The 15,041-nt window shown below is 68.9% G+C and carries 12 protein-coding genes; 9 read left to right on the top strand and 3 right to left on the bottom strand.

Going from position 1 to position 15,041, the window contains the following annotated elements; all coding sequences use genetic code 11:
• Window positions 1–65 precede the first annotated feature (65 nt).
• The 3 genes from RM704_RS29230 (at window position 66) to RM704_RS29220 (ending at window position 2,557) form a co-directional block, all read left to right on the top strand.
• Window positions 66–881, top strand: a complete 816-nt coding sequence (locus RM704_RS29230; RefSeq protein WP_052146445.1) for a 2-amino-3,7-dideoxy-D-threo-hept-6-ulosonate synthase — start codon at window positions 66–68, stop codon at window positions 879–881.
• The gene (locus RM704_RS29225; protein ID WP_033531253.1) at window positions 878–1,981 is read left to right on the top strand and encodes a 3-dehydroquinate synthase II family protein; all 1,104 of its coding nucleotides are present in this window, start codon (window positions 878–880) and stop codon (window positions 1,979–1,981) included. The genes RM704_RS29230 and RM704_RS29225 overlap by 4 nt, the downstream gene beginning before the upstream one ends.
• A gap of 225 nt (window positions 1,982–2,206) precedes the next feature.
• Window positions 2,207–2,557 (top strand): hypothetical protein, encoded by a 351-nt coding sequence (locus RM704_RS29220; RefSeq protein ID WP_157856796.1) that lies wholly within the window; start codon window positions 2,207–2,209, stop codon window positions 2,555–2,557.
• A gap of 82 nt (window positions 2,558–2,639) precedes the next feature.
• On the opposite strand, the gene RM704_RS29215 is transcribed toward RM704_RS29220, so the two are convergent.
• From RM704_RS29215 to RM704_RS29205, 3 genes are read right to left on the bottom strand one after another with little or no spacing between them, the layout of a single operon-like run.
• Window positions 2,640–3,950, bottom strand: coding sequence for an MFS transporter (locus RM704_RS29215; RefSeq protein WP_078937420.1), 1,311 nt, complete (start codon window positions 3,948–3,950; stop codon window positions 2,640–2,642).
• A 21-nt stretch (window positions 3,951–3,971) separates the two neighbouring features.
• Window positions 3,972–5,231, bottom strand: coding sequence for a JmjC domain-containing protein (locus RM704_RS29210; protein WP_052146444.1), 1,260 nt, complete (start codon window positions 5,229–5,231; stop codon window positions 3,972–3,974).
• Between the two features lie 58 nt (window positions 5,232–5,289).
• Window positions 5,290–6,387 (bottom strand): SagB/ThcOx family dehydrogenase, encoded by a 1,098-nt coding sequence (locus RM704_RS29205; RefSeq protein WP_052146443.1) that lies wholly within the window; start codon window positions 6,385–6,387, stop codon window positions 5,290–5,292.
• 1,153 nt (window positions 6,388–7,540) lie between these two features.
• On the opposite strand from RM704_RS29205, the gene RM704_RS29200 reads away from it, so the two are divergent.
• The 6 genes from RM704_RS29200 to RM704_RS29175 all read left to right on the top strand — a co-directional run bounded on the left by RM704_RS29200 (window position 7,541) and on the right by RM704_RS29175 (window position 14,909).
• Complete coding sequence (locus RM704_RS29200) at window positions 7,541–8,593, top strand: ABC transporter substrate-binding protein (RefSeq protein WP_033531250.1); 1,053 nt, start codon at window positions 7,541–7,543, stop codon at window positions 8,591–8,593.
• Between the two features lie 243 nt (window positions 8,594–8,836).
• Complete coding sequence (locus tag RM704_RS29195; RefSeq protein ID WP_033531249.1) at window positions 8,837–9,694, top strand: siderophore-interacting protein; 858 nt, start codon at window positions 8,837–8,839, stop codon at window positions 9,692–9,694.
• A gap of 170 nt (window positions 9,695–9,864) precedes the next feature.
• Window positions 9,865–11,310, top strand: a complete 1,446-nt coding sequence (gene desA / locus RM704_RS29190) for a lysine decarboxylase DesA (protein WP_033531248.1) — start codon at window positions 9,865–9,867, stop codon at window positions 11,308–11,310.
• Complete coding sequence (locus RM704_RS29185; protein ID WP_438828961.1) at window positions 11,264–12,580, top strand: lysine N(6)-hydroxylase/L-ornithine N(5)-oxygenase family protein; 1,317 nt, start codon at window positions 11,264–11,266, stop codon at window positions 12,578–12,580. The genes desA and RM704_RS29185 overlap by 47 nt, the downstream gene beginning before the upstream one ends.
• Window positions 12,577–13,140, top strand: a complete 564-nt coding sequence (locus RM704_RS29180) for a GNAT family N-acetyltransferase (protein WP_033531246.1) — start codon at window positions 12,577–12,579, stop codon at window positions 13,138–13,140. The genes RM704_RS29185 and RM704_RS29180 overlap by 4 nt, the downstream gene beginning before the upstream one ends.
• Window positions 13,137–14,909 carry an IucA/IucC family protein gene (locus RM704_RS29175; protein WP_033531245.1) on the top strand — a complete coding sequence of 591 codons (1,773 nt, stop codon included), beginning with the start codon at window positions 13,137–13,139 and terminating at the stop codon, window positions 14,907–14,909. Before RM704_RS29180 ends, RM704_RS29175 begins: the two co-directional genes overlap by 4 nt.
• Window positions 14,910–15,041 lie beyond the last annotated feature (132 nt).

Raw genomic sequence — 15,041 nt, 5'->3', positions numbered from 1 at the left:
CGCTACAAGCACCCCACCGAAACCCATCTCCGCCGGTGCCATATCACCCGCAGAAGGAGCACTCGATGGCGCGTGCACTATTGACCGGCAGATCGATACGTTCAGCCAGGCTGTCCGGTCACGAGGACGGGCGACTGCTTCTCGTCCCCCTGGACCACTCGGTGTCCGACGGTCCCATCGCCACGGCCGCGGGCTTCGACGACCTGATCCGCGACATCGTGGCCGGCGGCGCGGACGGCGTCGTCGTGCACAAAGGACGGGCCCGGCTGCTCGCCCCCCACCTCTTCGTCAGTTGCTCACTGGTCGTACACCTCAGCGCCAGCACCTCGCTCGGCCCGGACAGCAACGCCAAGGTCCTCGTCGGGGACGTCGAGGAGGCGGTCCGGCTGGGCGCGGACGCGGTCAGCGTCCATGTGAACATCGGCTCCGACACCGAGGCCGAACAACTGGCCGCCCTGGGCACCGTGGCGGCGGCATGTGAGCGGTGGAGCATGCCGCTGCTCGCCATGGTCTATCCGCGGGGCCCGCGGCTGACCGGCCCCGCCTCCCCCGAGCAGGTGGCCCACGTGGTCAACGTGGCAGCCGACCTCGGCGCCGACCTGGTGAAGACGGTCTTCGTGGGCCCGCCGGACCGCATGGCCGATGTGGTCGCCGCCTCACCGGTACCGATCCTGGTCGCCGGCGGTCCGGGCGGCGAGCAGAGCCTGACCGACTTCGCCCGTACGGCGCTGGCCACTGGTTGCCAGGGCCTCGCGGTGGGGCGGCGCGTCTTCTCGTCCCCGGCCCCCGGCCAACTGGTCCGGGACATCGCGGACATCGTGCACGGTCCGACCCCGGTCCCCGTTTCCCTCCCTTCCCGAGACATGGCAGGTGTGATGTGAAGCTCAGCTGGATCGACATCCGCAACGTCGGCTCCGCGAAGGACGCCATCCTCCAGGAGGCGATCCACGCACGCGTGGACGGCATCCTCGCCGCGGCGCCCGAGGATCTGGAGCATCTGCCGCCGACCGTGAAGAAGATTCTGTTCCCCCAGGACCGTCCGCTGCCGGAGGACTTCGGCACCGCCGACGTCGTCGTGGTCGACCCGGCCAAGCACGGGGATCCCGTCGAGCTGGCCGGGCGACACCAGGGCGTCGAGTTCGGTCGGTACGTGGAGATCACGGATGCCGCGACCCTGGAGGACGCCTGCCGGTCGGGCCGCACGGACAAGTGGAGTCTGCTGTACTTCCGCGACCCCACGAAGATCCCGCTGGAGATCGTGATCGCCGCGGCGGCCGGGGCGAAGGGCAGTCTGATCACCGTCGCCCAGGACGTCGAGGAAGCGGAGATCATCTTCGGCGTACTGGAACTCGGTTCGGACGGAGTGCTCATGGCACCGGCTCGCGTGGGCGACGCCACGGCACTCAAGCAGGCGGCCGAGACCGGCGTGCCCGACCTGGAACTCGTCGAACTCGAGATCACCGCCACCGCCCATGTGGGCATGGGCGAGCGGGCCTGCGTGGACACCGCCACCTACTTCCGCGAGGACGAGGGCATCCTCGTCGGCTCGCACTCCAAGGGCATGATCCTCTGCGTCAGTGAGACCCATCCGCTGCCGTACATGCCCACGCGGCCGTTCCGCGTCAACGCCGGGGCGATCCACTCCTACACGCTGGCCAAAGACCAACGCACCAGCTACCTGAGCGAGTTGCAGGCGGGAAGCAAGGTCACGGCCGTGGACATCCACGGCAGGACCCGACTCGTGACGGTCGGCCGCGTCAAGATCGAGTCCCGCCCCCTGCTGTCCATCGACGCCATCGGGCCCGACGGCCGCACCGCCAATCTGATCCTCCAGGACGACTGGCATGTGCGGGTCCTCGGCCCGGGCGGCACGGTGCTCAACAGCACCGAGCTCAAACCGGGCGACAAGGTCCTCGGCCATCTGCCCACGGAGGACCGGCACGTGGGCTACCCCATCAACGAGTTCTGTCTGGAGAAGTGACCTCCCCCCGGCCGGGCGACCACGAGGTCCCCGGCCGGGTGCGTGCGTCTGGACAGACTCCTGGACTATCACCCCGAGACCGACACGAGGAAGCCACAGGGAGGGTGACTCATGCTCGGCGGCACACGCATTTCCCTTCATTCCGCGGACTCTCCAGCGGACTCCGGACCGGTACGGCGGCGACGGACGGCCGTCGAGCGGCAAGGGCTGGCCCTCCGGTTCGTCATGATCATCGGAGACCGGCGGCTGGCCGAGGCCCAGCACGTGCTGTGCGACCAGGACACCGTGGTGGTGGACTTCCCCGAGACATCCGTCCGCATCGGCCTGTGCCGGCTGCTGCCCGGCTCGGACGGCGGCATCGTGCTCGACTGCCGAGTCGACTACCGCCCTGGGGCCGGCGTCTCGCGTACGGCCCCAGCTGTCTCGTGGGAGCGGATCCTCACCGGCCGGCCGGGCTCCCTGCATCAGCGGGAGGCGCTGCTGCGGGAAGTCGTGGCGGCCAGGAGCCGCGCCCCCGGTCGAGCCGTCACCCGCCCCGCACTGGCCTCGCTGCGCTATCTGGCGGCGGCTGTCTGAAGCCCTGCCCGTGGCCTGGCGTCCGGATCGTGCCGATCCGGGCGCCAGGCCACGGGCATCGCGGTGACCGCGGGAGAGGGGGCTACTTCTCGACGGGGTCCTCGAAGCGGAGCACCCCGGGTACGGCCAGGCACACCAGGCTCGACACCGCGACGACGGCACCTCCGACGACGAGCGTGCCGGTCATCCCCAGCACGGCGACCGTGGGCCCGACGAGCGCGAACCCGAGGGGCAGCAGGGCGTACGCGCCGAGCTGGTCCAAGGCGAAGACCTTGCCGAGGAGTTCGTCGGGAAAGGCCCGCTGCAACGCGGACACCCAGTACACGAAGAACAGCTCCACCACGAAGCCGCCCAGCGCGAAGCAGAGCATCACGACGGGCAGCGGAAACGGCGCGGCCAGACTCAGCGGCAGCAGGGCGTACCCGGTCAGTCCCAGCATCGAGACGGCGCCCCGTGCCCTGGGCTGCCAGCGCCCGGCCAGCGCGATGGCCGGGAGGGCGCCGATTCCCATGGCGGCCAGGACAGCGCCGTACGCCACGTCGCCGCCGAAGTCGCGGCGCGCCACGATCGGCAGGAGGGTGAGCGCGGTCGCGGATCCGGCGAAGAGGTGCAGACACACCGTTCCCATGACGGTCAGCACCCAGGGGCGCCGTCGAATGGCCCGGAGCCCGGCGGCGGCCTCACCGAGCGCGGACGTGCGGGAAGCCGTCGTGGGTCTGGTGTCCGAGACGCGCCACACGCAGAGCGCGGCCAGCGCGAACACCGCGCTGGTCACCAGCAGGGCGGGCCGTACGCCGATCAGGGTCACCGCGGTCACCCCGACGAGCGCACCGCAGACGGCCGCTCCTCGCTGCGCCGCGGACACCAGGGCGTTGCCGCGCTCCAGCAGGACATCGGGCAGCAGATTCGGCAGCAGGGAGCGCGAGGCGGGCCGGGACAGGGCCTCGCCGGCACCGACCAGCGCGGTGACCAGGGGCAGCAGACCGAGCGGCAGCCAGGCGAGGAGGAGCGCGGTGGCGAGCAGGATGACGGCGCGGAACGCGTCGGCGGCGATGAGGATACGGGTGCGGCGCAACCGGTCCGCGATCACACCGCCGATCAGCAGACACACCACCAGGGCCACGGCCCGGCCCGCCAGCACCAGGCCGACCTGCCCCGCGCCGCCTCCCTCGTGCAGGACGTACAGACTGAGCGCCACCGGGAACACCTGGTCTCCGACGGCGCCACTGGCCTGCCCCGCCCACATCCGCAGGAACTGCGGATGGTCCCTCAGGTTCCCAGCCGACGAGGGGAGTTGTCCCTCGCCCTCGCGATCTCTCGGTTTCCCTGCGGGCGACGGGGGTTGCCCCTCGCCCTCGTCGATACGGCCGGGTGCGGTGGTGTCGTCCGTCATCAGTCGTCGGGATCGCTTTCTCTACTCGGTGAGCCGTCCGGCCGCGCGGTGTTGCGACGCGGCCGCACCTTGAGGGGTGGCAGAGGGAGGCAGCAGCAGACCGATGTCGACCAGTGCCGCGGCCACCTTTCGCGCGTTGTCCTCTCCCAGTGCCGCGGTGAGCCCGGCCATGTCCGCGGCCCGATCCCGGCGCAGCGCCGCCAGGAAGGGCGACACCGCGGCGGGCAGCCGCACACGTCGGCCTCCCACCGAGAGCTGAACGCCATCCTTCACAGCAGCCGTGTGAAAGTACACGCCCGCCCGAAGCCGGTGAACACCCTGTGGGCAGACATCGCCGCTCACCGGAAGGATCGGCACGGGCTCGGGAGTCTGCTCCCGGAACGCGGTTTTCCGCAGCGACCACATCACGTCGTCGGGGCAGACGTCGGCCGCCAGCGCCGCCAGACGTTCACCGGCCTCCTTGAGCAGACTCCGGGTCAGCGCGGCATCCTCGACCAGCCGGTCCGTCTCGACGCCGACGCGCATCCAGTCGAGGTCGGCGGCCCGCCGTACGAGTTCGGTGAGCACGTCGTGGCGGGTGATGGTGGAGACGGCGACGGTGAGATGGATGGACAGCGTGTCCAGCGCCATCGGTGAGTGCATCGTGCCCCGCGGCAGATAGAGGCTGTCGCCGGTCCGCAGCACCAGATCCGCGAGTGGTTCGCTGGCCGCGCGCATCTCCTCCCGTCGCCGGTCCGGTACGTCGAACCAGGCGTGGGCGGACAACGGGTCGCGCAGGGGCGGTGTGCGCAGCAGCCACCGCTTGTCCCCCGCTATCTGCAGGACGATCACGTCCTGGACGTCGAAGTGCAGGTCCACCCCCTGGGACCCCGGGGGTGTGACGAACGCGTTGACCTTGACGGGGTGGCCGATCTCGGCGGCGAGTTCGTGTGCGAAGCGCCGGATCGGCGGATGGAAGCGGTGCAGGGATCGCACGATGAGGGTCTGTCCGGCGGCGAGCCCGGCGCGGATGCCGTCGGTGCTGGGGAACGGCGCGGCTCCGGGCGCGTCACCGGACTCGGGGACTCGGTCCCGGGCGACATCGCGTTCCACACCGTCACGCACCAGTCGCAGCGACGAGGTGCGCAACCCGCCCGAAACCAGCTCCTCCAGGGCGTCGGGCGAGAACAGGTCGGCGAAGTCGTCGGCCAGTTCGGCGGCCTGGGTGTGGAGGTACCTGTGGCCGAACACCGACGAACGGAACTCGTCGGGCGGCAGTGCGACACAGCGCTTCAGACTCATGGCCTACTCCTGCGGCAGAAGGCCCGGGGCAGCAGACGGACCGCTGTGAACCGCTGGGTCACCGCACCGCTCCCGGGCGGGGAAAGGCGAAGTCGGCCGGGAGCAGCGAGACGGGCCCCTCCGGTACCCCCGCGGCCAACAGATAGACGGCGAACTCCTCGTCGGGGTCGACGCCGAGGAACCGCTCCAGCCGACTGTCGGCGAAAGCGACGGTCTGGAAGGGGCCGAGGCCCAGGGCCGTGGCGGTCAGGGCGAAGGTCTGGCCGTAGTGGCCGGCGTCGTACATCCACAGGCGATAGGCGCGCGGATGACGGTACTTCCAGGCCAGACGGTTGGCCACGGCCGTCGTGATGACAGTGAAAGCGCCTTGGTAAGAGGCTTCCTGATGGTAGGTCAGCTCGGCCAGTCGCTCCCGGTCCGCGTCGGCGTCCAGGAGTTCCAGCGCGTGGCGCACCACCGAGTAGTGGTACAGGCCGGGCGGCACCCCGATGACGTTGTGGACGACGATGTACGCCTCCACTTCGTGACGTCCGCCCGCCGAGGCGCTCACCCGGCACTGCTGCACCCCGAAGTCGCCGCCGTCGATGAACCGGTGGGGCGCGAAGCTGTGGAAGAGCAGCGTGCCGAGCTGGTCGAGGGAGACGGGCGTGTCGGCGAAGCGGCGATGGGTGCGACGTCCGGCGAAGACGTCGTCGACGGACGTCGACAGAGGCAGGGGCCGGCGGGGCAAGGGCACGACGGGGTGGTCCGGGTACTCCTTGAACGCGGGTGGCGCGTCGCTCTCGGCCAGAATCGCGTCCGCCTCGTCGGCCCGCCGGGGTGAGTCGACGAGATAGTCGGCGTCCCGTGCCTCGAGGTGGAAGCGCCGTGCCAGCCCGCCCCAGCGCTGCCACAAGGGAGGCGTCCGAGCGGCTTCGTCCACGGGGGTGAGAACACCGAGTTGGAGCAGGGCGGTGACAGCGTGGCGCACCTTCGCCTCGTGTTCCGCACCGAAGGCGCCCGCCAGTTCGTCCAGGTCGATTCCGTCTCCGGCCCTGTCCAGCACCTTGCGCAGGTCGGCCGAGAGCCTGACCCACTGTGCCCGCCCGGGGATTCCGACTTCGAGCCCCTCGGGAGGCCACCGCAGGACCAGGTGTTCGGGACGGCGGACCTTCATTCACGTCTCCCTCTCAGCAGCCGCGCTCTCGCTCGTGGTCCGGCCGTGATGCCGGAGGCATCACGGCCGGACGTACCGTTCGTCCTTACCGGACGATCAGGTGGACGGGTGGTGCAGCAGCACCTGGCCGTCCTCGACGATCTCGATGTCGAGCTCCATTTCTGTCACCCCCTCTTGATGAATAGTTTGTCCGACCGTCGACGAGAAGAGAAAAGAAGTCCCTTCACAGCCTGGACAGCCATTCTCTCCGCCGACACATTTGACATTAGGCGCAGCCTTTTGGGCCCCGCAAGCACCCCAACAATTCATGGCTAAAAATGTGGCGAACGCTGGACCGAAGCAGAGAGAAAGTGCAGGTGAGGACCGATATAAACGCACGGTCGCCCTAGCCATCCGGTTCCGGAATCAGTCTCCACCGAAGCATGAAACAGGTCTTGAGCGTTTCTCGACAGGCCACCACTAGGGTGCCCGAATCAGCAATTAGGAAGAATCCGCACCCACCCCGCCTTCAGCATTACCGGGTGCGAGTGATTACGTACTCAGGCGCGGGCGATCGCACTCTCGCACCGGACCGGGGACTGTGGGCCTCGTCCAAGATCGCCGACGTGCAGACGAAGGCCCGCACCGCTCGATCGGCCCGGCGGGACGCGGCCTCGCGCCTGGTCTCCGGCGAAACCCGCGAGAAGTCCAAGATCCGGGAGATCGACGAGGGCGCGAGCGACGTGCAACGGATGCCGATGGCGCGGGAGTTGGGCCCCGCCGGCCGACCGACAGACAGTCGACGTCGGCCTACGTCGGTCGACAGCGCACGTTCGAATGATGGCCGGAATCAGCGATGACAGAGCGTCTCCGACACGCTCCCACCAGGCTCGCCACCCGTGAGCCGAGCGCCCTTTCGTCCCGTATGGGATTCGACCGGAACCCCCCGCGATGCCCTGCGTATTGGTGACGCAAGCCACAGGTTTACGCTCCATCGGCGCCCACCAGGGCGCAAGAACCTTTGATTCACAGGCGATTCAAAGATTGAGGCAGGAGCGGACCCGGGTATCCCACTTCCTGGAACCACCCCCTGGACAAGGGATGAGGTTAGGCTAACCTACCTTCGAACTCACCCTCGGGCGGCACTCCGCCCCGTTCGAAAGTAGCCATACACATGTCCAACGCCAGAGCCGCTCACCTCACCCGCCGTGGCATCCTCGCCGCCGGTGGCGCACTCGGTCTCGGTGCCGTGCTCGCCGCCTGCGGGGACGAGGGCTCGACGAGCAGCAGCACTGGCTCCGACAAGGAGACGGCTGCCGCCAAGTCCGGCCCCTGGTCGTTCAAGGACGACCGCGGCGAGACCGCCAAGACCGACGAGGTCCCGTCGACCATCGTCGCCTTCGTGGGTGTCGCCGCCGCGCTCCACGACTACGGCATCGGCGTCAAGGGCGTCTTCGGCCCCACCAAGGCCGCCGACGGCAAGGCCGACGTCCAGGCCGGCGACCTCGACATCAGCAAGGTGACCATCCTCGGCAACGTCTGGGACGAGTTCAACGTCGAGAAGTACGCCGCCCTCTCCCCCGACGTCCTCATCACCACGATGTTCGACGACGCCGGCACCCTCTGGTACGTGCCCGAGGCCTCCAAGGACAAGATCGCCAAGCTCGCGCCGAGCGTCGGCATCTCCGCGTACGACCGTCAGCTGACCGAGCCGCTTCAGCGCGTGCTGGAGCTGGCCAAGTCCCTCGGCGCGGACACGGAGTCCGAGAAGATCACCGCCGCCAAGAAGCGGTTCGAGGACGCGGCCGCCCGGCTGCGCGCGGCCACCAAGGCCAAGCCCGACATCAAGGTGCTCGCCGGCTCCGCCAGCCAGGACATCTTCTACGTGTCCGGCTCGAACCTCTCCATCGACCTGGAGTACTTCAAGGCCCTCGGCGTGAACTTCGTCGAGCCGAGCGCCGCCGCGCTGAAGGCCAGTGGCGGCTGGTTCGAGAACCTCAGCTGGGAGAACGTCGACAAGTACGACGCGGACGTCATCATCATGGACAACCGCACGTCGGCGATCCAGCCGGACGCGATCGAGGAGGCGACGTGGAAGAAGCTTCCCGCGGTGAAGGCCGGTCAGGTCATCGGGCGTAACCCCGAGCCGATCCTGTCCTACGACAAGTGCGCGCCGCTCCTGGAGGAGCTGGCCGAGGCGATCGAGAAGGCCAAGAAGGTCAGTTAGGGCTGAGGCCCTGGGTGACCTGCGGGTGCGTCGCGGTTGCTCGCGCAGTTCCCCGCGCCCCTGGATATGCAGGGGCTGCGCCCCACGCTTGTTCAGCGGCCCGCAGGGGCCGTTGCTTTGAGGGGCGCGGGGAACCGCGCGACCGGCCCCCACCGGACCCGCACCCGCCGACGAACCCACAACCCGAGTTTCCCGGGCTCGCCCACTTGCGCACACGCTCCCGCCCCCTATCCAGGAGCCCCCATGACGACGGCCGTAGCCGCGCCCTTCCGTTTCTTCTCTCTTCAGGTCGTGCGGACGGAGCGGCTGGGGCCGTCTCTCGTGCGCGTCTCGTTCGCGGGGGACGACCTGCGGTTGTTCCACTCCGACGGGCGGGACCAGTCGCTCTCGCTCTTCCTGCCGCAGCCGGGGCAGGACGCCCCGGCGGTGCCCTATGAACTGGGTGACGGCTGGTGGCAGGCGTGGCGGGAACTGCCGGACGACGTACGGGCGGTGATGCGCTCGTACACCCTGCGGGGACTCCGCTCGGACGCCCATGGCGAGACCGTCGAGATCGACATCGACTTCGTCCTGCACGGGGTCGAGCCGGGGGCCGCCGTGCCCGCCGGTCCGGCGTCCCGGTGGGCGTCGGCCGCGAAGGCCGGCGACCGCGTGGTCCTGCTCGGTCCCGCGATCGCCGACAACCGCGCGATCCGTTTCCGTCCGCCCCAGGACACCGACCTGGTGCTGATCTGGGGCGACGACACCGCGCTGCCCGCCGCCTCGGCGATCCTGGAGTCGCTGCCTGCCGGTACGCGGGCCCGGGTCTGGCTGGAGGTCCACCACGCGGGGGACATCCAGGACCTGGCGACGGAGGCCGACGCCGAGATCACCTGGCTGGTGCGGACCGAGGGGGCGGCGACCGCCCTCGACACCATCCGCGCCGCCCAACTGCCGCCCAGTGAGCTGCCCTACGCCTGGATCGCCGGTGAATCCGGCCGCGTGAAGGAGTTGCGCCGCCATCTCGTGCGGGAGCGCGGGATCGACAAGCGGCGTGTCACCTTCGTCGGGTACTGGCGCGAGGGTCTGACGGAGGAGCAACTGCGGGAGCGCGGCGAGTAGTCGGGCGCCACCGGCACCGGAACCAGTGTCACTGAAGTGACCACGGTCACGGACGAGCCAGGATTTCCCGCAAGTTAATTAGGTTAGGCTTACCTAAGTTGGACGACGTGATGTCACCCCCCACTCACCTCTCCGTCCCACCCGGACCGCCCCGCTCGGAGGACCTCCCCATGCGCTCGCACCTGCTCAATGACACGACCGCGGAGCGGTACCGCCGCACCGTGACCGAAGGCGTGGAGCGGGTGGCGGCCAAACTCGCCACCACCGAACGACCGTTCACCGGTGTCACCGTCGACGCCCTCTCCCCCAGCATCGAGAAGATCGACCTCGACAAGCCGCTGCACGACACGGCCGCCGTCCTCGACGAGCTGGAGGACGTCTATCTGCGTGACGCGATCTACTTCCACCACCCGCGCTACCTCGCCCACCTCAACTGCCCGGTCGTCATCCCGGCCGTGCTCGGCGAGGCCGTGCTCTCCGCCGTCAACTCCTCCCTGGACACCTGGGACCAGTCGGCCGGCGGCACCCTGATCGAGCGCAAACTGATCGTCTGGACCAACGAGCGCATCGGGTTCGGTCCCTCCGCCGACGGGGTGTTCACCTCCGGCGGCTCGCAGTCCAACCTCCAGGCGCTGCTCCTCGCCCGCGAGGAGGCCAAGACCGACAGCACCGCCAAACTGCGGATCTTCGCCTCCGAGGTCAGCCACTTCAGTGTGAAGAAGTCGGCGAAACTGCTGGGCCTGGACCAGGACGCGGTCGTCTCCATCCCCGTCGACGCCGACAAGCGCATGCAGACCATGGCGCTCGCCCGTGAGCTGGAGCGCTGCCGGAACGACGGCCTCGTCCCCATGGCCGTCGTCGCCACCTCCGGCACCACCGACTTCGGTTCCATAGACCCGCTGCCCGAGATAGCCGAGCTCTGCGCCCAGTACGACACCTGGATGCACGTCGACGCCGCCTACGGCTGCGGCCTCCTCGTCTCCCGCAAGCGCCGCGACCTGCTGAACGGCATCGAGCGCGCCGACTCCGTCACGGTGGACTACCACAAGTCCTTCTTCCAGCCCGTGAGTTCGTCCGCCGTGCTGGTCCGCGACGGAGCCACCCTGCGCCACGCCACCTACCACGCGGAGTACCTCAACCCGCGCCGCATGGTCACCGAGCGCATCCCCAACCAGGTCGACAAGTCCCTGCAGACCACCCGCCGCTTCGACGCGCTCAAGCTGTGGATGACCCTGCGCACGATGGGCGCCGACGGCATCGGCCAGCTCTTCGACGAGGTCTGCGACCTCGCGGAGGAGGGCTGGAAACTGCTCGCCGCCGACCCGCGCTACGACGTCGTCGTGGCGCCCCAGCTCTCCACGCTGGTCTACCGCTACATCCCCGAGGCCGTCACCGACCCGGCGGAGATCGACCGCGCCAACCTGTACGCCCGCAAGGCCCTGTTCGCCTCCGGCGACGCCGTGGTCGCGGGCACCAAGGTCGGCGGTCGCCACTACCTGAAGTTCACCCTGCTCAACCCCGAGACCACGGCCGAGGACATCGCCGCCGTGCTCGATCTGATCGCCGGCCATGCCGAGCAGTACCTGGGAGAATCCCTTGACCGCGTCGCTTCCTGAACCCGCCGTGAAGACCTACGACTTCATCGGCATCGGACTGGGACCCTTCAACCTCGGCCTCGCCTGCCTCACCGAGCCCATCGCCGAACTCGACGGGATCTTCCTGGACTCGAAGCCGGACTTCGAGTGGCACTCGGGGATGTTCCTCGACGGCGCCCACCTCCAGACCCCGTTCATGTCGGACCTGGTCACCCTCGCCGACCCGACCTCCCCGTACTCCTTCCTGAACTACCTGAAGGACTCGGGCCGCCTGTACTCGTTCTACATCCGCGAGAACTTCTACCCCCTGCGGGTCGAGTACGACGACTACTGCCGCTGGGCGGCCGGCCGGCTGAGCAACGTCCGCTTCAGCACGACGGTGACGGAGGTGACGTACGAGGACGACGTCTACGCAGTGCGCACGGCCGACGGGGACGTCCTGCGCGCCCGGCGGCTGGTCCTCGGCACGGGCACCGTCCCGTACATCCCCGAGGCCTGCCAGGACCTGGGCGGCGACTTCTTCCACAACGCGCAGTACATGCACCGCAAGGCGGAGCTGCAGTCGAAGAAGTCGATCACGATCGTCGGCAGCGGCCAGAGCGCCGCGGAGATCTACTACGAACTCCTCTCCGAGATCGACGTCCACGGCTACCAGCTCAACTGGGTCACCCGCTCCCCGCGGTTCTTCCCCCTCGAATACACCAAGCTGACGCTGGAGATGACGTCCCCGGACTACATCGACTACTTCCGCACGCTGCCCGAGGAGACCCGCTACCGGCTGGAGAAGCAGCAGAAGGGCCTGTTCAAGGGCATCAACGGGGATCTGATCGACTCGATCTTCGACCTGCTCTACCAGAAGAACGTGACCGCCGGCGGCCGCCCGGTACCGACCCGCCTGCTCACCAACTCGTCCCTCAACAGCGCCACGTACGAGGACGGGCGGTACACCCTCGGCCTGCGCCAGGACGAGCAGGGCAAGGACTTCGAGATCGAGACCGAGGGCCTGGTCCTGGCCACCGGCTACCACTACCGGCCGCCGGCCTTCCTCTCCTCGATCAACGACCGGCTGGTCTTCGACGGCCACGGCCGCTTCGACGTGGCCCGCAACTACGCGATCGACACCACCGGGCGGGGGATCTTCCTCCAGAACGCGGGCGTCCACACCCACAGCATCACCTCGCCCGACCTGGGCATGGGCGCGTACCGCAACGCGTACATCATCCGCGAACTGCTCGGCACCGAGTACTACCCGGTCGAGAAGACCATCGCCTTCCAGGAGTTCGCGGTATGAGCGGCCTGAACGGTACGGACTTCACCTTCCGCCCCCTGGACCCGCTGAGCGACGCCGAGCTGCTGCACGGCTGGGTCACGCACCCCAAGGCGGCCTACTGGATGATGCAGGACGCCAGGCTGGAGGACGTCGAGCGGGCGTACATGGAGATCGCGGCCGACCCGCACCAGCACGCCCTGCTGGGGCTGCGGAACGGCGAACCCGCGTTCCTCATGGAGCAGTACGACCCCGCCCACCGTGAACTCGTCGGCCTGTACGAGCCCGAGCCCGGGGACGTCGGCATGCACTTCCTGGTGCCGTCGACGGACACCCCGGTGCACGGCTTCACCCGGGCCGTGATCACCGCCGTGATGGCGCACCTCTTCGAGGACCCGGCCACCCACCGGGTCGTCGTCGAGCCGGACGTGTCCAACAAGGCCGTCCACGCCCTCAACGAAGTCGTCGGTTTCGTCCCCGACCGCGAGATCGACAAGCCGGAGAAGCGCGCACTGCTGAGCTTCTGCACGCGAGAGCAGTTCTTTCGCAGCCAGAGCCTGGCTGCCCGAGGAGTAGCCGTATGACCCTGTCCGACGCCGTAGCGCATCTGTCCCCCCACCGCTGGGCACGGGCCAACCGCCTACTCATCCGCAAGGCCCTCGCCGAGTTCGCCCACGAGCGGCTCATCACGCCGGAGGCCACCGCCGACGGCCGCTTCGAGGTCCGCAGCGACGACGGTCTGACCCGCTACGGGTTCAAGGCCGTCCGCCGCGCCCTCGACCACTGGCAGGTCGACGCCGACTCGATCTCCCGTCGACGGGACGGCGTCGACCTCCCCCTCGCCGCGCTGGACTTCTTCATCGAGCTGAAGCGGTCCCTGGGCCTGAGCGACGAGATCCTCCCGGTCTACCTGGAGGAGATCTCCTCCACCCTGGCCGGCACCTGCTACAAGCTCACCAAGCCGCAGACGCCCGTCGCCGAGCTGGTGGACGCGGGCTTCCAGGCCATCGAGACCGGGATGACCGAGGGCCACCCCTGCTTCGTCGCCAACAACGGCCGCCTCGGCTTCGGCGTCCACGAGTACCTGTCGTACGCCCCCGAGACGGCGAGCCCGGTGAAGCTGGTCTGGCTGGCCGCGCACCGCTCCCGGGCGGCGTTCACGGCGGGCGTGGGCATCGAGTACGAGGCCTTCCTGCGCGACGAACTGGGCGCGGAGACGGTCGCCCGCTTCCGCTCGGTTCTCACCGAGCTCGAACTGGACCCCGCCGACTACCTCTTCATCCCGGTCCATCCCTGGCAGTGGTGGAACAAGCTCTCCGTCACCTTCGCCGCCGAGGTCGCCCAGCAGCACCTGGTCTGCCTCGGCGAGGGGGACGACGAGTACCTGGCCCAGCAGTCGATCCGGACGTTCTTCAACAGCTCCGCCCCCGGGAAGCACTACGTCAAGACGGCCCTGTCCGTCCTCAACATGGGCTTCATGCGCGGCCTGTCGGCGGCGTACATGGAGGCGACGCCGGCGATCAACGACTGGCTGGCCGGACTCATCGACAGCGACCCGGTCCTGAAGTCCACGGGCCTGTCGATCATCCGCGAGCGGGCGGCCGTCGGCTACCGGCACCTGGAGTACGAGGCCGCCACCGACAAGTTCTCCGCGTACCGCAAGATGCTGGCCGCGCTGTGGCGCGAGAGCCCGGTGTCCATGCTCCAGGAGGGCGAGTCCCTGGCGACGATGGCCTCCCTGGTCCACGTCGACCACGAGGGCAGGGGCTTCGCGGCCGCACTGATCGAGCGCTCGGGGCTGACCCCGACCGACTGGCTGCGCCGCTACCTGAAGGCGTACTTCACCCCGCTCCTGCACAGCTTCTACGCCTACGACCTCGTGTTCATGCCGCACGGCGAGAACGTGATCCTGGTCCTGAAGGACGGCGTGGTCGAGCGGGCGATCTACAAGGACATCGCCGAGGAGATCGCGGTCATGGACCCGGACGCGGTGCTCCCGCCGACGGTCGAACGCCTCCGCGTCGACGTCCCCGAGGACAAGAAGCTCCTGTCCCTCTTCACGGACGTCTTCGACTGCTTCTTCCGCTTCCTGGCCGCGAACCTCGCCGAGGAAGGCGTCCTGGACGAGGAGGACTTCTGGCGCACGGTCGCCGAGACCGTCCGCGACTACCAGCACGCCATGCCCGAACTCGCCGACAAGTTCGCCCAGTACGACATGTTCGCCCCCGAGTTCGCACTGTCCTGCCTCAACCGCCTCCAGCTCCGCAACAACAAGCAGATGGTGGACCTGGCGGACCCCGCGGGCGCACTCCAACTGGTCGGCAACCTGAAGAACCCGATAGCGGGCCTGTAACCACGGACCCACCACAAACTGACGGGCACCTCGGAGTACGGTCCTCCGAGGTGCCCGTCGCATGCGGCCATCGTTCAGCTTGAAAGGCGACGACCTGTCGCGCCCCTGGAAAGCACGGGGCGCAGCCCCTGC

This window comes from Streptomyces gottesmaniae (assembly GCF_031845845.1).
Classification (GTDB): Bacteria; Actinomycetota; Actinomycetes; order Streptomycetales; family Streptomycetaceae; genus Streptomyces; species Streptomyces akebiae.
This window is presented reverse-complemented; position numbering and strand designations above follow the sequence as displayed.